At 56.8% G+C, this 18,912-nt stretch carries 14 protein-coding genes; 6 read left to right on the top strand and 8 right to left on the bottom strand.

The window, feature by feature from the left end:
- Positions 1-186 precede the first annotated feature (186 nt).
- From cas1f to ACI43T_RS00500, 5 genes are all read right to left on the bottom strand, one after another.
- Positions 187-1,131, bottom strand: a complete 945-nt coding sequence (gene cas1f / locus ACI43T_RS00520) for a type I-F CRISPR-associated endonuclease Cas1f (protein ID WP_405385235.1) — start codon at positions 1,129-1,131, stop codon at positions 187-189.
- Between the two features lie 118 nt (positions 1,132-1,249).
- A complete protein-coding gene (gene hemA, locus ACI43T_RS00515) occupies positions 1,250-2,503 on the bottom strand; it encodes a glutamyl-tRNA reductase (protein ID WP_009174229.1) in 1,254 nt (417 codons plus the stop codon).
- 169 nt (positions 2,504-2,672) lie between these two features.
- Positions 2,673-3,536, bottom strand: coding sequence for an RNA polymerase sigma factor RpoH (gene rpoH, locus ACI43T_RS00510; RefSeq protein ID WP_314106608.1), 864 nt, complete (start codon positions 3,534-3,536; stop codon positions 2,673-2,675).
- 302 nt (positions 3,537-3,838) lie between these two features.
- Positions 3,839-5,380, bottom strand: a complete 1,542-nt coding sequence (lnt, locus tag ACI43T_RS00505; protein ID WP_405385234.1) for an apolipoprotein N-acyltransferase — start codon at positions 5,378-5,380, stop codon at positions 3,839-3,841.
- A gap of 54 nt (positions 5,381-5,434) precedes the next feature.
- Positions 5,435-6,307 carry a DUF808 domain-containing protein gene (locus tag ACI43T_RS00500; RefSeq protein ID WP_405385233.1) on the bottom strand — a complete coding sequence of 291 codons (873 nt, stop codon included), beginning with the start codon at positions 6,305-6,307 and terminating at the stop codon, positions 5,435-5,437.
- A gap of 188 nt (positions 6,308-6,495) precedes the next feature.
- On the opposite strand from ACI43T_RS00500, the gene ACI43T_RS00495 reads away from it, so the two are divergent.
- Both ACI43T_RS00495 and rbsK read left to right on the top strand, forming a co-directional pair.
- Positions 6,496-8,226, top strand: coding sequence for a potassium/proton antiporter (locus ACI43T_RS00495; protein WP_405385232.1), 1,731 nt, complete (start codon positions 6,496-6,498; stop codon positions 8,224-8,226).
- Between the two features lie 398 nt (positions 8,227-8,624).
- Positions 8,625-9,530 (top strand): ribokinase, encoded by a 906-nt coding sequence (rbsK, locus tag ACI43T_RS00490; RefSeq protein WP_405385231.1) that lies wholly within the window; start codon positions 8,625-8,627, stop codon positions 9,528-9,530.
- 79 nt (positions 9,531-9,609) lie between these two features.
- Here the strand turns inward: rbsK and ispH are convergent, their stop codons facing one another.
- Positions 9,610-10,578 (bottom strand): 4-hydroxy-3-methylbut-2-enyl diphosphate reductase, encoded by a 969-nt coding sequence (gene ispH / locus ACI43T_RS00485; RefSeq protein WP_009174224.1) that lies wholly within the window; start codon positions 10,576-10,578, stop codon positions 9,610-9,612.
- A 15-nt stretch (positions 10,579-10,593) separates the two neighbouring features.
- On the bottom strand, positions 10,594-11,103 hold the full coding sequence (lspA, locus tag ACI43T_RS00480; RefSeq protein ID WP_039850830.1) for a signal peptidase II: 510 nt from the start codon (positions 11,101-11,103) through the stop codon (positions 10,594-10,596).
- 364 nt (positions 11,104-11,467) lie between these two features.
- Between lspA and ACI43T_RS00475 the strand changes: the two genes are divergently transcribed.
- Together ACI43T_RS00475 and ACI43T_RS00470 are read left to right on the top strand one after the other, a co-directional pair.
- Positions 11,468-12,853, top strand: coding sequence for a GntP family permease (locus tag ACI43T_RS00475; RefSeq protein WP_377079463.1), 1,386 nt, complete (start codon positions 11,468-11,470; stop codon positions 12,851-12,853).
- Between the two features lie 23 nt (positions 12,854-12,876).
- Positions 12,877-13,395 (top strand): gluconokinase, GntK/IdnK-type, encoded by a 519-nt coding sequence (locus ACI43T_RS00470; RefSeq protein ID WP_009174221.1) that lies wholly within the window; start codon positions 12,877-12,879, stop codon positions 13,393-13,395.
- A 67-nt stretch (positions 13,396-13,462) separates the two neighbouring features.
- Here the strand turns inward: ACI43T_RS00470 and mtrR are convergent, their stop codons facing one another.
- Positions 13,463-14,101: a multidrug efflux system transcriptional repressor MtrR gene (gene mtrR / locus ACI43T_RS00465; RefSeq protein ID WP_009174220.1), complete on the bottom strand. Its 639-nt coding sequence runs from the start codon at positions 14,099-14,101 to the stop codon at positions 13,463-13,465.
- A gap of 264 nt (positions 14,102-14,365) precedes the next feature.
- On the opposite strand from mtrR, the gene ACI43T_RS00460 reads away from it, so the two are divergent.
- Positions 14,366-15,640, top strand: a complete 1,275-nt coding sequence (locus ACI43T_RS00460) for an efflux RND transporter periplasmic adaptor subunit (RefSeq protein ID WP_405385230.1) — start codon at positions 14,366-14,368, stop codon at positions 15,638-15,640.
- Between the two features lie 11 nt (positions 15,641-15,651).
- Positions 15,652-18,885 carry an efflux RND transporter permease subunit gene (locus tag ACI43T_RS00455; RefSeq protein WP_377079465.1) on the top strand — a complete coding sequence of 1,078 codons (3,234 nt, stop codon included), beginning with the start codon at positions 15,652-15,654 and terminating at the stop codon, positions 18,883-18,885.
- Positions 18,886-18,912: the final 27 nt, after the last annotated feature.

Below are 18,912 nucleotides of genomic sequence, written 5' to 3'. Positions count from 1 at the left end.
AGGCCTGGATTCCCGCCTGCGCGGGAATGACGGAATCAATAGGCCGCTGTATCAAAAATGAAGTGAATTCATTGTAGCTGTAACTGTATCAATTAAAGTAAGTGTTTTAAATAGAGTTATTTGATTCTGCGTCTGAAACTTTGGAGTGCGGATTGCCGCCTGTGGGCGGATGATTGCGGCACGGCCTTATTTCGAGGATTCGGCGGCGATGGATTTCAGCGTGTCGATAATGATGTCGAGTGCTTCGAAGTGCACCAGCCGTTCGATACAGCGTTGGCGGAATTCGCGCTCGTTGTCGCCTTCGGCCGCGCTGATAAAGGCCTGCGGCAGGATGAGCGCGTCTTTGACGATGTCGGCGGCGTCGAATACCAGGCCGCCGCGCCGCGTTTTGCCGTGCAGCACCGCCAAACCGTGCGGCAGGCCGAGCACCCAGCAGGCGGTTGCGCCCAGCCCGTAGGCGAGGTAGTTGCCGTGGTCGAGGAATTTGTTGGCCGCGTCGCCGCTTTCGCCGCGCGTGCTGCGTTTGAACGTCGCGTCGTTCAGCGTGGCCCGGTTGGCGATGCTGTAAAGTTTGGCGGTGAAGCGTCCTTCGGCGGCGAGCAGCGATTGGTTGTCCGGGGCCGTCTGAAATTCTTTCTCGTATCGCCGCAGCAGGCCGTTGAGAATGTCCGAATCGGGCTGCCAGTCGGTTTGGGACCAGATTTGCGCCACTGTTTTCAGACGGGCGGCCTGTAGGTGTTTGGCGGCCGCCAGCCGTTTGGCGTCGTCAAACCAGAAGTCGCACCAGCGTTGCAGGTATTCGGTGGGGCGGTATTCGCTCTGCGGGCTGAAAAATTCGACTTCGCAACCGGCAAACAAGGGTGTTCCGCCTCCGCCGCAAAATCCGATGACCACGCCCGCTTTGGACAGCTCGCGCACGGCGGCCTGGGTAACGGATGTGCCCGTTCCCAGCAGGATGCAGGTGGTGTTGGCTATCGGAATGTTCCAATACAGGGATTCCTTCCCCTGCTCGGTAACGTATTCGACGCGGCCGCCGTTGACCAGTATGCGGCAGTGCTCTAGGTAATAGAGGTTGGCGCGTTTGGAATGGAGGATGGTTTTCAAATCGGAAGACGGGATGTAGGCGGGCATGGAATACTCCGTTCGGGGCGGGACGATGCTGCGTTCCGTGGAATCGTCGGTGTGTCGGAAAAGGCCGTCTGAAAAACGTAATACGCGGATTTCAGACGGCCTTTCGGGTATGTGCCTTTCAGTCGTGGTGGTCCAACTGATAGATTTGCGCGACGGCGTCAACCAGCCCGCTGTTTTCCGAACCCGCTTTGTTGAGGGTGCGGGTCGGTGAGTGGAGCAGCTTGTTGGTGAGCTGGATGGAGAGGCGTTCGAGCACTTCTTCGGCGGAAGTGCCTTTGGCAAGCTGCTTCATGGCGTTTTCGAGCACTTGGCGGCGGGCGCGTTCGCCTTCGTCGCGCAGGGCACGGATAAGGGGAACGCTCTGGCGGCTTTGCTGCCGGTGGATAAATTCGGCGACTTTTTCCTCCACCATCGCTTCGGCTTCAGCGGCGGCCTTCTGGCGGGCGTCTTTGCCGCTTTGGACGATGTCCATCATGTCGTCGACGGTGTAGAGGTAGGCGTCGTTCAGTTCGGCGACTTCGGCCTCGATGTCGCGCGGGACGGCCAAATCAAGCAGGAACACGGGCATACTGTGGCGCTTTTTCAGCGCGCTTTCGACCATGCCTTTGCCGACGAGCGGAAGCTGGCTGGCGGTGGACGAAACGACGACGTCGTACTCGTGCAGGATGGCGGGCAGTTCGCTCAACAGGCACGGTTCGGCGTTGAGGCCGAGCTTGTCGCACAATTCCTGCGCACGCGGCAGGGTGCGGTTGGCGACGGTAATCAGTTTGGGGTTTTTGGCGGCGAAGTAGGTGGCGACCAGCTCGATCATTTCGCCGGCACCGATGAATAAAACGTTCAAATCGGCAATGGCGGGAAAAATCTGTTCGGCCAGCTTGACCGAAGCGGAAGCCATGGAAACGGAGTTGGCGCCGACGGCGGTATCGGTGCGGACTTCTTTGGCAACGGCGAAGGTTTTTTGAAACAGGGCGTTGAGGCCGCTGTTGATGCTTTCCTGCTCTTGGGCGATGCGCACGGCGTTTTTGATTTGGCCGAGAATCTGCGGTTCGCCGAGTACCATGGAATCCAGCCCGCAGGCGACGCGGAAGGCGTGGCGGACGGTTTCGCCGCTGTCTAAGGTGTAGAGGTAAGGACGGATTTCTTCGGCGGGCAGGCCGTGGTATTGCGCCAGCCATTCGATAATCCGCTCGGCTTCGCCGATGCAGTAAAGCTCGGTACGGTTGCAGGTGGATAAGATTACCGCTTCTCTGGCGGCCTCGCTTCGGGCCAGACTGCTCATGGCTTCGGGCAGACTTTCGGCTGCAAACGCCAGCTTTTCGCGTATGCTCAAAGGCGCAGTTTGGTGGTTGAGTCCGACGGCGGTAAGTTGCATGGGAGTGGGGCGGGGATAGGGATGTGTGTCAGGGCGTATTATAGAACAAATCAGCCTTGAAATGAATGTTCGGAGGCGTCAATCCTGTTGATTAGGAAAATAAAAACAGGCCGTCTGAAAACGTATCGCGGAGTTTTTCAGACGGCCTGTTATGCGCTTGGAAACGGGATCAGACGGCTGCGGCCTCTTCGGCGAGGAATCCGCGCAGTTTCTGCATGGCTTTGGCTTCGATTTGGCGGATGCGCTCGGCCGACACGCCGTATTCGTCGGCCAGCTCGTGCAGGGTCAGCCCACCGTCGTCTTGCAGCCAGCGGCTTTCGACGATGCGGCGGCTGCGATCGTCAAGCTGCGCCAGCGCGTTTTGCAGGCCTTCGGTTTGCAGGGCGTAATGGGCCTGTTTGGCAAGCTGGCGGCTCGGTTCGGCGTCGTGGTCGGCCAACCAGTCGATGGGGGCGAAGCTGTCTTCGTCGTCGCTGCTGTCCGCCATGATGCCGATGTCGTGGCTGGTCATGCGCTGTTCCATTTCCAGCACTTCGGAAAGTTTCACGCCCAAATCGTCGGCGATTTCCTGCGCTTCTTTCGGCGACAGTGCATTGAGGCTTTTGCGCATACTGCGCAGGTTGAAGAACAGTTTGCGCTGCGGTTTGGTGGTGGCGACGCGCACCAGGCGCCAGTTGCGCAGGATGAATTCGTGGATTTCGGCTTTAATCCAGTGTACGGCGAACGAAAACAGGCGCGCGCCGCGGCTGGGTTCGTAGCGTTTGACGGCCTTCATCAGGCCGATGTTGCCTTCTTGAATCAGATCGGCCTGGTTGAGGCCGTAGCCGTCGTAACCGCGCGCGATGGATACGACCACGCGCAGGTGGGAAAGGATGAGCTGTTTGGCGGCTTCGAGGTCGCCTTTCTGCTGACGCTCGGCCAAGCTGCTTTCTTCTTCGGCGGAAAGCATGGGAATGCTGTTGACGGTGTGGATGTATTGTTCGAGGCTGCCGTTGCCGCTGTGTACGGCGGGTAATGCGAAAGCGTTGTTCATCGAGTGTTTTCCTTTGTGAGGCGGCGCTTTCCGGCGCCGCTTGTGTGTTGTTTGCGGATTATGCGGCCGTTTGGCCGGTCAGTATAGCATTGCTTGCTGCGGATGACTAATTAGACGCGGGTTTGCGGTTAATGTTCAATATGTGATAGGTAAAATTTTGTGATTTATTAATTTTGATTGATTTTTAAAATTTGAGCAGATTCATATGAATTTGATTTAGTATATTACAAACAATGGTGAATGTAAATTCAGACGGCCTCAAAGTTGGGTAAAGGCCGTCTGAAAAAAGGTAAGCGCAGGCGTTATTTTTGTTTTTTCTGCAATAAGTATAAAAACAGTACGGTGCCCGCCAGCAGGCAGATTAGCGGCCATGAGCCGCCCAGCTTCATATAGGGCGTTTCGCCGGTATGGCCTTTGACGGTGCCTTCCAGTACGGCATCGGTGTTGGGTTCCGCTGCGGCGAGGACAGCGCCTTTAGGGGAAACGATGGCGGTTGCGCCGGTGTTGGTGGCGCGTACCATGTAACGGCCCAATTCCATTGCGCGCGCCTGCGACTGCTGGAGCTGCTGGTACATGGCGTTGGAACCGCCGAACCATGCCAGATTGCTGGCGTTGGCCAGCAGGGTGGAATGCTTGGCCGTGGCGATTAAGTCGTCGCCGAAGCCGTCTTCGTAGCAGATGTTGAACGCGATTTTCTGGTTTTTCATTTCCAGCGGCATTTGCCTGCCGCCGCCGCGCCGGAAGTCGGCCAGCGGCATGTTCATCAGCCGGTAGAGCGGTTCGGTGATGAATTTGAGCGGTTTGTATTCGCCAAACGGGACGAGGTGGTCTTTGGCGTAATAGGGCGGGGTTTTGCCGCCGTCGCGGTAGCCGCTGAGGTTGACAACGGCGTTTTCGTAGCCGCTGCCGTCGGCGGTGTATTGGCTGATGCCCAGTGCCAGCGCGCTGTTGTTGCCGTCGGCCTGTTCGGCGAATTTGACCAGTACGTCGGGCGGTAAGTCCTGCCGCATCACGGGGATGGCGGTTTCGGGCATGATGACGATGTCGGCTTTGGTTTGGCCGAGCAGGGCGTAGTATTTTTGGATGGTGGGAACGATTTGGTCTTCGTGCCACTTGAAGGTCTGCTCGATATTGCCCTGTATCAGAGCGACGGTGGCAGTGCTGCCGTCGGGACGGGTGAAATCAGTCTGCTGGAGGGCGTAGCCGGTGCCGCACAGGGCGGCGATGCCCGCCAGCGGCAGCAGGCGTTTTTTCAGACGGCCTGTGTTGTCAATCAGCAAAACCAGCCATGCGCCGGTACAGGCGGTCGCCAGCGTAACCAGATGGATGCCGCCTACGGGGGCGAATCCTGCCAGCGGGCTGTTCGGGACGATTTGCGAATAGCCCAGCGCGCCCCAGCCGAAGCCGGTGAGCAGGCGTTCGCGGGCAAATTCCGCCAGCGTCCACAATAGCGGCAGGATGATGCCGATGTTGACCGCGCGCGGGTAACGGAACATGCGGAGCAGGCGGAAGCACAGGGCGGGGTAGAGCGCCAGAAAGGCGGGCAGCAGGAAGGTAATCGGAACGGCATAAAGGTTGCTCAGGCCGGATACGTCGTGCATGGCGGTATGTATCCAGTAAAACTGGGCGGCGTAACCGACAAGGCCGTAGAGGTAGGCGGTGGCGGCGGCGCGTTCGGGGCGCAGTTCGGTCAGGCGGACGAGGGCGCCGAACAGCAGCGGCATCAGCCAGAAATGGTAATAGGGGGCGAAAGTCAGCGGCGTGGCGGCGGCGATGATGACGGTGAGCGGCCAGTAGAAACGGGGTTGCCGCCAGTAGGTTTCGAGGGTGCGGATGAGTTTCATAATATTCGGACAGGCCGTCTGAAAACGGATTTCAGACGGCCTTTCAGTTGGTTGTCAGTGGGATTTGCTTTTGTTTGCCAGGTGCAGCAGCGGCAGGACGACGGCGCAGACGATGGCGCCGCTGACGAGGCCGGTTACCAGCCCCGCGATATTGCCTGCGAGGCCGTCGGCCCAGTGGCGCGCTTCGAGGAAGTGGTGCAGCGGGGCGAAGTTGTGCACGATGAGGCCGCCGCCGACCAAAAACATCGCCAGCGTGCCGACCACGCTCAACGTGCGCATGAACCACGGCATAAAGGCAATCAGCCCGCGCCCCAGCGTTTTGGCCGCGCCGCTGTCTTTTTTCATCAGGAACATACCCAAATCGTCGAGTTTGACGATGACGCCGACCAAGCCGTACACGAAGGCGGTCATGCCGACACCGATGGCGGCCATCACCAGCGATTGGGTAACGGCGTCGTACCGTTCCACCACGCCCAGCGCGATGATGATGATTTCGGCGGAAAGGATGAAGTCGGTGCGGATGGCGCCTTTGATTTTGGTTTTTTCATCCAATGTTTCCGCCGGACTTCCGGCTTCTTCGTGGCCGTCTGAACGGAGGAATTTGTGCAGCAGTTTTTCCACGCCTTCGAAACACAGGTATGCGCCGCCTATCATCAGCAACGGTGTAATCGCGGCGGGCAGGAAGAACGACAGCAGCAGCGCCAGCGGCACGAGGATGATTTTGTTGACGAGCGAGCCTTTGGCGACGGCCCAGATAATCGGCAGCTCCCTATCGGCGGAAACGCCGGTTACCTGGTTGGCGTTCAGTGCCAGGTCGTCGCCGACTACGCCGGCGGTTTTTTTGGCGGCCATTTTGGTCATCAGGGCGACGTCGTCCAAAACGGACGTGATGTCGTCGAGCAGGGTGAAAAGCGAGGCAAAGGCCATGTGTGCGGTTCCTGAAAAAGTTAGTATGTGCGAACCGCGCATTATAACTGATAACGGGGCGTCCGACCGAAAACAGCCTGCGGCGGCTTTGTCGGCCGGACTGCGGCGCGGTCGGTAAAACCCATTGTTTTCATGATAAAATTCTGAAAATTTCACACGCATATCATGACGAGGGGAGGGCGGACAAATTGGATTGGATGAACAGCCTGTTTTTACTTTGCGGGGCGCTGCTGTTTCTGAGCGTGGTTTCGACCACGCTGTCGGCACGGTTGGGGATGCCGTTGCTGCTGGTGTTTCTTGCGGTCGGAATGCTGGCGGGGGAAGACGGCATCGGCCGTGTCGACTTCGACAATTTCGTACAGGCCAACGTCATCAGCCAGCTTGCGCTGGCGGTCATCCTGCTCGACGGCGGGCTGCGCACGCGGCTGGAAAGTTTCCGCATCGCGCTGAAACCGTCGGTGGTGCTGGCGACTTGGGGCGTGTTTGCGACCGTGTTGCTGCTGGGACTGTTTACCACGTTTTATCTGGGGTCGGACTGGAAGTTCGGCATCCTGATGGCGGCGATTGTCGGTTCGACCGATGCGGGCGCGGTGTTCAGCCTGCTGCGCAACAGCGGCGTGCGCCTGAACGAGCGCGTGCAGGCAACATTGGAAATCGAATCGGGCGCCAACGACCCGATGGCGGTTTTTCTGGTTACGGCGCTGATTGGCCTGATTATGCAGCCGGAGCGGTCGGGCGTACTGTCGTTCCTGTGGATGCTGGTGCGGCAACTCGGCTTCGGCCTGCTGCTGGGCTGGCTCGGCGGCAAGATACTGGCCAAGCTGGTAGGCCGTCTGAATCTGGCGGAGGGGCTGTATGCGCTGATGATTGTTTCGGGCGGGCTGCTGGTGTTCGCCTTTACCAACCTCATCGGCGGCAGCGGGTTTCTGGCGGTGTACCTCGCGGGCATCATCGTCGGCAACCAGCACAGCCGGGCAACCGAACATGTGCTGCGGGTGATGGACGGGCTGGCGTGGCTGGCGCAGGCGACCATGTTCGTAGTGCTCGGCCTGCTCGTCACGCCGACCAGCGTACTGGAAAAAGGCGCGGACGCGCTGGTCATCGCCGTGTTCCTGATGCTGGTGGCGCGTCCCGCAGCCGTATTCGGCGGCTTGTGGAAATTCCATTACAGCCTGCGTGAAAAGGCATATATCAGTTGGCTCGGTTTGCGCGGCGCCGTACCGATTTCGTTGGCGATGATGCCGCTGGTGATGGGCGTGCCGAATTCGAAGCTGTTGTTTGACGTTGCGTTTGCCGTGGTGATTTTGTCGCTGCTGATTCAAGGAACCACCATTCCGGTGATGGCGCGCTGGCTGAAAGTGGCCGTGCCGCCCAAACCAGAACCGAAAGACACGCGCGACATCTGGCTGGCCGAACGCGAATCCGTGCGCCTGACCGCCTACCGCGTGGCGGCCGATTCGGAGGCCGAAGGGATGCACCCCGACAAAGTCGCGCCGATTTCCTCGTCGTTCGAGCTGCGCTGCTTCGCCCTGATACGCGGCGGCAGGCGGATTGCGCTGCACGGCGACACCGCTTTGCAGGCGGGCGACACGGCATGGTATATCCTGCCGGAAGAGCAGGTAGACAATATGGCGCGCTACTTTACCGAAACCGGTAGCAGCGTGCGCATGAATTTCAATTTCTTCGGCGAATTTGTCGTCGATCCGGCCGGCAGGGCGGGCGATTTGGCGCAGGCTTACGGCCTGAGGCTCAACGACGGCGAGGAGAGCCTGAGCCTGTACGAATTGTTTGAAATGCGCGCCGACAGCAAATATCCGGTGGAGGGCGATCGCATCGAAATCGGTGGCTTTATGCTGATCGTCAAAGAATTGGACAAAAACGGCACGATTAAATGGCTGGGTCTGAAATGTCCGCAATAACCGCCGCCGTTTCCCCGCAACCGGCGTTGCGGGCGGATTCGTGTCCTACCGTATCCTTTTGGACGGCGAAACGCCGTTGGGCATTATGTTTCCCGAGACGGCGGCGCGGTGTTTGCGGCAACGGTTGCCGTGCGTAAAATATCGGATGCCGTCGAATTGAAAGAGGCCGTCTGAAAAACAGCGCAGGGCATCCGCCGCCGGATTCCCGATTTTCAGACGGCCTCGCTGCCGTTTATGCTGAAATGCTGCAAAAATGCTAAATTTCGGTATTAAATAATCAGATTAACGGTATTATAGTTTGACAGACGGTTGCATACGTCATAGTATTCCGTGTATGTAAAAAGTGATGAAAGGCCGTCTGAAAAAGGCGGCATGGCAAATTATATAAGGGATTTATTGTGTTCAAACAGGTAAGAGTGGCCGTAGTCGGCAGTATCAATATGGATTTGGTAACCAACGCACCGCGTTTCCCGCGTATGGGCGAAACGCTGCTGGGAACGGATTTCAACCGCTTCATGGGCGGCAAGGGGGCCAATCAGGCGGTGGCCGCCGCGCGCCTGGGTGCGGACGTGCGCATGATCGGCGCGGTGGGCGACGACGGTTTCGGCTATGAAATGCTGACCAACCTCGACCGTGAGGGCGTATGCAGCGATTGTGTCAAGACGGTGCAGGGATACTCGAGCGGTATCGCCAACATCACCGTTGCGGGCGGTGAAAATTCGATTGTTGCCGTGTCCGGCGCCAATTTCGCCCTGACGCAGGAAGACGTGCTGGCGCATGAGGAAACCATTGCCGGAAGCGATGTGGTGCTCTCGCAGCTCGAAATACCGATGGAGTGCGTGATTACCGCGGCGAAGCTGGCGCAGAAACACGGCAGGCCGTTTGTGTTGAACCCCGCGCCGGCGCAGAGGCTGCCGCAGGAGCTGCTCGAACTGACCACGCTGCTGACGCCCAACACTTACGAGCTGGCCGCCAGCTTGGGGCTGCCTCAGGATATGTCTGCCGAGGAACTCATCAGCCGTTCGCCCTGCCCCGTGCTGATGACGGTTGGCGAAAAAGGTGCGGTTTATAACGACGAGCAAGGTGTGCTGCACTATGTGCCGAGTTTTCCGGTAACGCCGGTCGATTCCACCGGCGCGGGCGACACCTTCAACGGCGCATTTGCGGTGTATTGGAAAGAGGGCATGGAAACCGCCGTACGCAAAGCCTGCGCCGCAGCCGCAGTGTCCATTACCCAAAACGGCGCGCAAAGCGGTATGCCGTCTGAAGAGGAGCTGGAAGAATTTCTGGCAATCCGTCGATAAGCTGCGTTCGGTTTCCCGTTGGTAACGAGGCCGTCTGAAAATCTGTTTTCAGACGGCCTCATCTGTTTCCGAAGGTTTTTCAGCCTTTGTTCAACGCCTGTTTGTTTTCACCCTCGCGCCTCAGTTCTTTGGGCAGGACGAATACGATGCTTTCTTCCGCGCCTTCGCCCTCGCGTATGGTTTCGTGCCCCCATTCCTGAATGGTTTGCAGCACCTCTTTGACCAGCACTTCGGGGGCGGATGCGCCGGCGGTGACGCCGACCTTGTTTTTGCCTTCGAACCATTCGCGCCGCAGGTAGCCGGCGTTGTCCACCATGTAGGCGTCCACGCCGCGCAGGGCCGCGACTTCGCGCAAGCGGTTGCTGTTGGAGGAGTTGGGCGAACCGACCACAATCACCAAATCGCATTCTTCCGCCAGCTCTTTGACGGCTTTCTGACGGTTGGTGGTGGCGTAGCAGATGTCTTCTTTATGCGGGTTGCGGATGTTGGGGAAGCGCGCGTTCAGTGCGGCGATGATGTCTTTGGTTTCGTCGACCGAAAGCGTGGTCTGGCTGACATAGGCCAGCTTGTCGGGATTTCTGACTTCGAGCCGCGCCACGTCTTCGACCGTTTCGACCAGAAACATTTTGCCCGGCGGCAGTTGGCCCATCGTGCCTTCGACTTCGACATGGCCTTTGTGGCCTATCATGATGATTTCGCAGTCTTGCGCGTCCAGCCGCGCCACTTCCTTGTGTACCTTCGTTACCAGCGGGCAGGTGGCGTCGAACACGCGGAAGCCGCGCGCCTTGGCTTCTTCCTGTACGGCTTTGGACACGCCGTGCGCCGAGTAAATCAGGGTTGCGCCGGCAGGCACTTCGGACAGGTTTTCGATAAAGACCGCACCTTTTTCGCGCAGATTGTCCACCACGAATTTATTGTGCACCACTTCATGACGCACATAAATCGGCGCGCCGAATTCTTCCAGCGCGCGCTCCACGATACTGATGGCCCGGTCGACACCGGCGCAGAAGCCGCGCGGGTTGGCCAGAATAATGGTTTTTTCAGACATTGCGTGTGATTCCGTTTATTGTTTTTCTTTATTTCCATTTTCGGACGGTTTTTTGTTTTTCAAACCGTCCACTACCAGCAGCACCGCGCCTACGCAGATGAAGCTGTCGGCGATGTTAAAGGCCGGATAAAACCAATCCTGCCAGTAAAACAATAAAAAATCAACCACATGGCCGTAAAGCAAACGGTCGATGACGTTGCCGACCGCGCCGCCGATAATCATTGCCGCGCCGATTTTGCCCCAGCGCCCGAAGTCGTCGCGCCAGATGGCGCGGGCAAGGTATAGGCTGATGACGGCGGCCAACACCAGAAAAAAGAACTTTTGCCAGCCGCCTTGGTCGGCCAGAAAACTGAATGCCGCGCCGGTATTGTATACCAGCGTCAGGTCGAAAAAGCCGGGGACGATGTTCAGCCGCTCCATGAAGCGGAAACTCTCCAGCACGGCCAGTTTGCTGAACTGGTCGGATGCGACGGCCAGTGCGGACAACAGGAAATAGGGGATTTTTGAAGACGGGGCGGAAGACATATTTTCAGACGGCCTGATAAACACAAAGCCCGTATTCTACCCGAAAGCGCAGCGGGATGTCCGACTTTTGCCCGCGCCGCGCCTTCCGTGCGCCATCGTTGCCGAGGCCGTCTGAAAACGGCGGGAGCGGGATAATGAAATCCGATTACAGGCTTCGTTCGGCATATGAATGAATGTTTCAGCTTTAACAACCGCCGTTTTCCCGAAGGCCGTCTGAAAGCCGTTTTTCAGACGGCCTTTTTTAATTTGAAAATAAACGGTTAACCGAAAACGGTTTAAACGGTGGCGCTGCCGCGTCAGGTTTGTGCTATCTTGGATATGAACGGCATATTATTTGTATTTTTTCTACTCAGAGGTATCCGAAATGGAAAACTGGACGCAGACTTTAAGTGCGGGCACGCTCTTGGGTATTGCCGCGGGCGCGGTGTTGCTGATTTTGGTGCTGATTGTGAAGTTCCGTATCCACGCGCTGCTGACGCTGATTCTGGTCAGCCTGGCCACGGCGGTGGCGACGGGGCTGCCGATGAACCATATCGTCAACGACGTGCTGGTCAAAAACTTCGGCGGCACGCTCGGCAGCGTGGCCTTGCTGGTCGGCTTGGGCGCGATGCTGGGGCGGCTGGTGGAAACGTCCGGCGGCGCGCAGTCGCTGGCCGATGCGCTGGTGCGGGCGTTCGGCGAGAAACGCGCACCGTTTGCGCTGGGGATGGCTTCGCTGATTTTCGGTTTCCCGATTTTCTTTGACGCGGGACTGATGGTGATGCTGCCGATTGTGTTCGCCACCGCGCGGCGTATGAAACAGGACGTGCTGCCTTATGCGCTGGCGTCCATCGGCGCGTTTTCGGTGATGCACGTCTTCCTGCCGCCGCATCCCGGGCCGATTGCTTCGGCGGAATTTTACGGTGCGAATATCGGCCATGTGCTGATTATCGGGCTGCCGGTGGCGTTCGTCGCATGGTATTTCAGCGGTTATCTGCTCGGCAAAGTGCTGGGGCGCACGATTCATGTCCCCGTTCCCGATTTTCTGAGCGGCGGCGCGCAAGATGCGGACCAGCCGCAGGAACCGGCCTCCGCGGCGACGGTTATCGGTATCTTGCTGATTCCTATGGTGTTGATCTTCCTGAATACCGGTCTGGCCACCTTAATCAGCGAGAAAGTGGTCGATGCGGGCGAAAGTTGGGTTCAAATTTTGCAGATGTTGGGTTCGACACCCGTAGCGTTGTTGATTTCGGTGTTGGCGGCAATGTTCGTGCTGGGACGCAAACGCGGCGATAAAGCCAGTGCGCTGGAGAAAACCATAGACGGCGCGCTCGGTCCGGTCTGCTCGGTGATTTTGATTACCGGCGCGGGCGGCATGTTCGGCGGCGTATTGCGTGCATCGGGTATCGGCAAGGCACTGGCCGACAGTATGGCGGATTTGGGTATTCCCGTTTTGCTGGGCTGTTTTTTGGTGGCGCTGGCGTTGCGCGTGGCGCAAGGTTCGGCAACGGTCGCATTGACGACCGCCGCCGCGCTGATGGCTCCTGCCGTTGCCGCCGCAGGTTTCAGCGACTGGCAGCTTGCATGTGTGGTGTTGGCGACGGCGGCAGGTTCGGTCGGTTGCAGCCATTTCAACGATTCGGGCTTCTGGCTGGTCGGCCGCCTGCTGGATATGGACGTGCCGACGACGCTGAAAACGTGGACGGTCAACCAAACGCTGATTGCAGCCATCGGGTTTGCATTGTCGGCGTTGGCCTTCGTTTTGGTTTGATTGGATAAGGAAGGAGAGGCGGAATGACAGTGCATTTTGTGATGATGGGCGTGTGCGGCTGCGGTAAAACCACGGCTGCGCTTGCGTTGCAGAGATTTTTGAATGGCTGCCCGTATGCCGAAGGCGACGAGTTTCATACGCAGGAAAACCGCGACAAAATGGGCGCGGGCATTCCGCTGACCGACGAAGACCGTTATCCGTGGCTGTGCCGGTTGCGGGACTGGATGACGGAGCGGTCGCGTGAAGGGGTGGCGTATTCCGTCGTAACCTGTTCGGCGCTGAAACGCAGTTACCGCGATATTCTGCGCGGTGCGGAGGGAAAGGTGGTATTCGTGCACCTGACGCCGCCGCAGGAGGTGAACCTGCAACGCATGATGGCGCGCAAAGGGCATTATATGAAGGCCGGAATGCTGGATTCGCAACTGGAGATTCTGGAAGAATTGGATGCGGACGAATACGGCGTGAAAATCGGCAATCCGGGCACGCCTGAGGAAGTGGAGGCCGATATTACCGCTTGGGTGGAAAAAGAAGGGTTGGTATAGGACTCATATAACGTTGGGAGGCCGTCTGAAATGATTTTTCAGACGGCCTCTTTAATGTTCGGACGCTTTAATTCGCCTGCTTGCGCAGTTGCGGGTGGTTTTGCAGATTGTCCAAAGCAATTTCCACCATGCGGGGGGCCGTCGTGCCCAAATCGAAAGATTGCGGCGAAGTGAACCACCGCCAAATCAGGCCGTCGAGCATAGAGTTGAGGAAAATGACGGCCATGTCGATGTCCAAATCCTCAGGCAGGGCGTTCTGGCGGATGGATGCGGAAAGAATGGTGGTGATTTTTTCACGCCACAGCAGCTGGTGTTTGTTGGCCATTGCGATGACCGCTTCGTTTTGTTCGGTATGTTCGCATTTTAAAAACAGGATGTTGTGGAATTTGTAGTGCATGCTGTTATTTTCCAAACGCTGAAAGAATTTCAGCAGGGTCAGGCGGAAATTCGGCCAGCATTCTCCCGCATTGCTTTCCAAATCCTGCTGCATACAGCTTTCGATATCGTCGCAGATGCGTTGGAACAGGGCGTCGAACAAGTCTTCTTTGTTTTTGAAATGCCAATACAGCGCACCGCGCGTTACGCCTGCGGCTTGGGCGATTTCGTTGAGCGAAGTGCGCGCGATACCTTTTTTGTAGAAGGTGTCCAGAGCGGCAAGCATTAAATGTTCTTTGGTTTTCAATGCTTCGATTTTGGTTTTTCTCATGGCTGAAGTCCGGAAGCGGTCGTGTAAAAGTATTTCAAGTCTGTCTGTAATTATAAAAAAATCCTTGGGAACATGCAAGAATGTATGTATAATACCGCGCTGAAATGTAATAGAAGTATCAATGTGTTGTACGCATTCGTAATTCTCATTTTCCTGCATTGCTCGGAAAAACGGCCGTGTAGGCGGTTGGTCCGTACGATAGGTTTGCAGCGCGTTTTCAATAACAAATATTCGTTATCATCAATATTTCAGATAGGAAAAATAATGACTCTTCATGTCTCTAACAAGATGCTGCGCGTAGCGGCAATCGCTGCGGCAACGGCGCTGGCTCTGTCTGCCTGCGGCAAGAGTGAAGACAAAGCCGGACAGCAGGGCGGTGCGGCGGCAGGCCAACAGGCCCCCGCGCCCGAAGTCAGGGTGGTTACGGTACATCCGCAACAGGTTACCATCAGCACCGACCTTCCCGGCCGTCTGGAATCGTTCCGTTCGGCAGGTGTCCGCGCCCAAGTCGGCGGCATTATCAAGAAACGCTTGTTTCAAGAGGGCAGTTATGTGAAGGCCGGGCAGCCGCTTTACCAACTTGATGACGCAACTTATGTCGCTTCTCTGGAAAGCGCGCGCGCGCAGCTGGCGACGGCGGAAGCCTCTCTGGCGAAAGCCAATGCGGATTTGACGCGCTATAAACCGTTGGTGGCCGCCGATGCCATCAGCAAACAGGATTACGATGCCGCCGTGGCATCCAAGCGTTCCGGCGAAGCGTCGGTAAAATCGGCCAAAGCTGCGATTAAATCCGCGCAAATCAACGTCGGTTATTCGCGCATTACCGCGCCGATTTCGGGCTATATCGGACAATCCAAAGTTTCCGAAGGCTCGCTGGTCGGCGCGAACGATAGTACCGTACTGGCGACCATCCAGCAAACCAATCCGATGTATGTCAACCTTACCCAGTCCGCTACCGACGTGATGCGTCTGAAGCAGGATATTGCCGACGGTAAAATGCAGGCGGTAAACGGTGCGGTGGAAGTGAGCATTTTGCTGGAAAACGGTACGGAATATCCACATAAAGGCCGCCTGTTGTTTGCCGACCCGACCGTGAACGAAACCACGGGACAAGTAACACTGCGTGCGGAAGTGCCGAATAAAGACAATGTATTGCTGCCGGGTCTGTATGTCCGCGTGCGTCTGCCGCAGGCCGATATTGCCGACTCGTTCGTCGTTCCGCAGCAGGCCGTTACCCGAGGCACGAAAGATACGGTTCTTATTGTGAACGCCAAAGGCGAAATGGAGCCGCGCGAGGTAACAGTTGCCCGACAGCAGGGAACCAACTGGATTATCACCGCAGGTCTGAACGACGGCGACAAAGTCGTCGTGGAAGGAACCAGTATCGCCGCCATGTCGGGTGCGAAGAAAGTAACGCCGAAAGAATGGACGCCGTCTGAAAGCAAATCCGCCGCTTCTGCTCCTCAGGCAGCCGCTTCTTCCGCCAAACCGGCCGTTCAGACGGCCTCTGAAGCCAAACCGGCATCTGCGGCTAAATAAGGAAGGCATCAATGGCTAAGTTTTTTATCGACCGTCCCATCTTCGCATGGGTGATTGCGATTTTCATCATCGCGGCAGGTATTATCGGCATCAGAAGCCTGCCGGTTTCCCAATATCCGTCCGTTGCCGCACCGACCATTACGCTGACCGCCACTTATCCTGGCGCGTCCGCGCAGGTAATGGAAGACAGCGTGCTTGCCGTTATCGAACGCAATATGTATGGCGTAGATGGCTTGGACTATATGACCACTTCCGCCGACTCCAGCGGCAGCGGCAGCGTCAGCATCACATTTACGCCTGAAACCGACGAAGATTTGGCGCAGGTGGACGTGCAGAACAAACTCTCCGAAGTGTTGAACAACCTGCCTGCTACCGTGCAGCAATACGGCGTTACCGTATCCAAAGCGCGTGACAACTTTCTGATGATTGTGATGCTCTCGTCAGACGTACAGTCCATCGAGGAGATGAACGACTACGCGCAGCGCAATATCGTACCTGAATTGCAACGTATTGACGGCGTGGGTCAGGTTCGATTGTTTGGTGCGCAACGCGCCATGCGTATTTGGGTTGACCCGAAAAAACTGCAAAACTACAACTTGTCGTTTTCAACGGTAACCAATGCGCTGTCTGCTCAGAACGTTCAGATTTCCGCGGGTTCCATCGGTTCGCTGCCTGCCGCGCAAGGCCAGACCATTTCGGCGACCGTTACGGCGCAAGGTCAGTTGAGTACGGCCGAAGAGTTTGGCAACATCATTCTGGTTTCCAATACCGACGGTTCCAACGTCTACCTGAAAGACGTGGCGAAAGTCAGCCTAGGTATGGAAGACTATTCCGCCTCAATCCGTCTGAACGGCGTGAACACCACCGGTATGGCGGTTATGCTGTCCAACAGCGGTAATGCTTTGGCAACTGCTACCGCCGTGCAGGAAAAGATGGCGACCTTGAAAAAATACTTCCCGCAGGGCATGAGCTGGAAAAACCCTTACAATACCTCCAAATTCGTTGATCTTTCGATTCAAAAAGTGATTCATACGCTTTTGGAAGCCATCGCATTGGTATTTCTGGTGATGTTCCTCTTCCTGCAAAATATCCGCTATACGCTGATTCCGACCATTGTCGTGCCGATTTCGCTGTTGGGTGGTTTTGCCTTCATCTCCTATATGGGCATGTCGATTAACGTACTGACCATGTTTGCGATGGTATTGGTCATCGGTATCGTGGTCGACGATGCGATTGTGGTCGTCGAAAATGTTGAGCGCATTATGGCGACGGAAGGTTTGCCGCCTAAAGAAGCCACCAAAAAAGCGATGGGTCAGATTTCCGGCGCGGTTATCGGTATTACCGCCGTCCTGATTTCCGTGTTCGTGCCTCTGGCGATGTTCAGCGGCGCGACCGGCAATATTTACAAACAGTTCGCCCTGACCATGGCGGCATCAATCGCATTCTCTGCCTTCCTTGCCCTGACGCTGACACCAGCCTTGTGCGCCACCATGCTCAAGCCGATTCCGAAAGGGCATCACGAAGAGAAAAAAGGTTTCTTCGGCTGGTTCAACAAAAAATTCACCGCTTGGACGCATGGCTACGAAGGCTGGGTTGCCAAAGTGCTGCGTAAGACTTTCCGCATGATGGTTATCTATATCGGCTTGGCGGTTGTGGGCGTATTCCTGTTTATGCGCCTGCCGACTGCCTTCCTGCCGACCGAAGACCAAGGCTTCATCATGGTCAGCGTGCAACTGCCTGCGGGTGCGACCAAAGAGCGTACTGATGCGACGCTGGCGCAAGTAACGCAGTTGGCAAAAAGCATTCCTGAAATTGAAAACATCATTACCGTTTCCGGCTTCAGCTTTTCGGGCAGCGGTCAGAACATGGCGATGGGTTTTGCCATGCTCAAAGACTGGAACGAGCGTAAAACTCCGGGCAGCGATGCGGAATCGGTTGCAGGCAAACTGACCGGCATGATGATGGGTACGCTTAAAGACGGCTTCGGTATTGCCGTAACGCCTCCTCCGATTATGGAGCTGGGCAACGGTTCCGGTCTGACCATCAACCTGCAAGACCGCAACAACACCGGTCATGCCGCATTGCTGGCCAAACGCAACGAGTTGATTCAGAAAATGCGCGCCAGCGGCCTGTTTGACCCGAGCACCGTCCGTGCCAGCGGTCTGGAAGATGCGCCGCAGTTGAAAATCGACATCAACCGTGCCGCCGCCGCTGCGCAGGGGATTTCGTTTTCCGACATCCGTACTGCGTTGGCGACTTCGCTGGGTTCTTCTTATGTCAATGACTTCCCGAACCAAGGCCGTCTGCAACGCGTAATGGTTCAGGCTGATGCAAACTCCCGTATGCAACCCGCCGACATCCTGAACCTGACCGTGCCTAACAGTTCCGGCGTCGCCGTGCCGCTTTCCACCATCGCCACCGTTTCTTGGGAAAACGGCATGGAGCAAAGCGTGCGCTTCAACGGTTATCCTGCAATGAGCCTTTCTGCTTCACCCGCCACTGGTGTATCTACCGGTCAGGCAATGGCGGCGGTACAGAAAATGGTTGACGAAATGGGCAGCGGTTACAGTCTCGAATGGGGCGGCCAGTCGCGCGAAGAAGCCAAAGGCGGTTCGCAAACACTGATTCTGTATGCTTTGTCGATTGCCGCCGTATTCTTGGTGCTTGCCGCACTGTACGAAAGCTGGTCGATTCCGCTGGCGGTAATTCTGGTGATTCCGTTGGGTTTGATCGGTGCCGCTTTGGGTGTGACCGGACGCAACCTGTTTGAAGGGCTGCTCGGTAAAGTGCCTTCGTTTACCAACGACATCTATTTCCAAGTCGGCTTCATCACCGTGATGGGTCTGAGTGCGAAAAACGCGATTTTGATTATCGAATTTGCCAAAGACTTGCAGGCTCAGGGCAAGAGTGCCTTGCAGGCCGCATTGGCTGCGGCACACCTGCGTTTCCGCCCGATTATCATGACTTCGTTTGCCTTCATCTTGGGCGTGGTGCCGCTGTATATCGCCAGCGGGGCCAGTTCCGCCAGCCAGCGTGCCATCGGTACGACTGTGTTCTGGGGTATGTTGATCGGTACGATTTTGTCCGTGTTCCTTGTGCCGCTCTTTTATGTCATCGTGCGTAAACTCTTCAAAGAAACTGCGCACGAGCACGAAATGGCCGCCAAACATGCGGCCGAAAGCGGCGCGATGATGATTGAAGACATTCCGTTTGAAGACGAAGAAGATTCGGATAAGAAACACTGAGCGAACAGATGCCGTCTGAAATTTTCA

The organism is Neisseria oralis (assembly GCF_045062685.1).
GTDB classification, from domain to species: domain Bacteria; phylum Pseudomonadota; class Gammaproteobacteria; order Burkholderiales; family Neisseriaceae; genus Neisseria; species Neisseria oralis.
This window is presented reverse-complemented; position numbering and strand designations above follow the sequence as displayed.

Bases quoted from the DNA above. Each gene is read 5' to 3' on its own strand.
- cas1f (WP_405385235.1), bottom strand. From the start codon at position 1,131: ATGCCCGCCTACATCCCGTCTTCCGATTTGAAAACCATCCTCCATTCC.
- hemA (WP_009174229.1), bottom strand. From the start codon at position 2,503: ATGCAACTTACCGCCGTCGGACTCAACCACCAAACTGCGCCTTTGAGC.
- rpoH (WP_314106608.1), bottom strand. From the start codon at position 3,536: ATGAACAACGCTTTCGCATTACCCGCCGTACACAGCGGCAACGGCAGC.
- lnt (WP_405385234.1), bottom strand. From the start codon at position 5,380: ATGAAACTCATCCGCACCCTCGAAACCTACTGGCGGCAACCCCGTTTC.
- ACI43T_RS00500 (WP_405385233.1), bottom strand. From the start codon at position 6,307: ATGGCCTTTGCCTCGCTTTTCACCCTGCTCGACGACATCACGTCCGTT.
- ispH (WP_009174224.1), bottom strand. From the start codon at position 10,578: ATGTCTGAAAAAACCATTATTCTGGCCAACCCGCGCGGCTTCTGCGCC.
- lspA (WP_039850830.1), bottom strand. From the start codon at position 11,103: ATGTCTTCCGCCCCGTCTTCAAAAATCCCCTATTTCCTGTTGTCCGCA.
- ACI43T_RS00475 (WP_377079463.1), top strand. From the start codon at position 11,468: ATGGAAAACTGGACGCAGACTTTAAGTGCGGGCACGCTCTTGGGTATT.
- ACI43T_RS00470 (WP_009174221.1), top strand. From the start codon at position 12,877: ATGACAGTGCATTTTGTGATGATGGGCGTGTGCGGCTGCGGTAAAACC.
- mtrR (WP_009174220.1), bottom strand. From the start codon at position 14,101: ATGAGAAAAACCAAAATCGAAGCATTGAAAACCAAAGAACATTTAATG.
- ACI43T_RS00460 (WP_405385230.1), top strand. From the start codon at position 14,366: ATGACTCTTCATGTCTCTAACAAGATGCTGCGCGTAGCGGCAATCGCT.
- ACI43T_RS00455 (WP_377079465.1), top strand. From the start codon at position 15,652: ATGGCTAAGTTTTTTATCGACCGTCCCATCTTCGCATGGGTGATTGCG.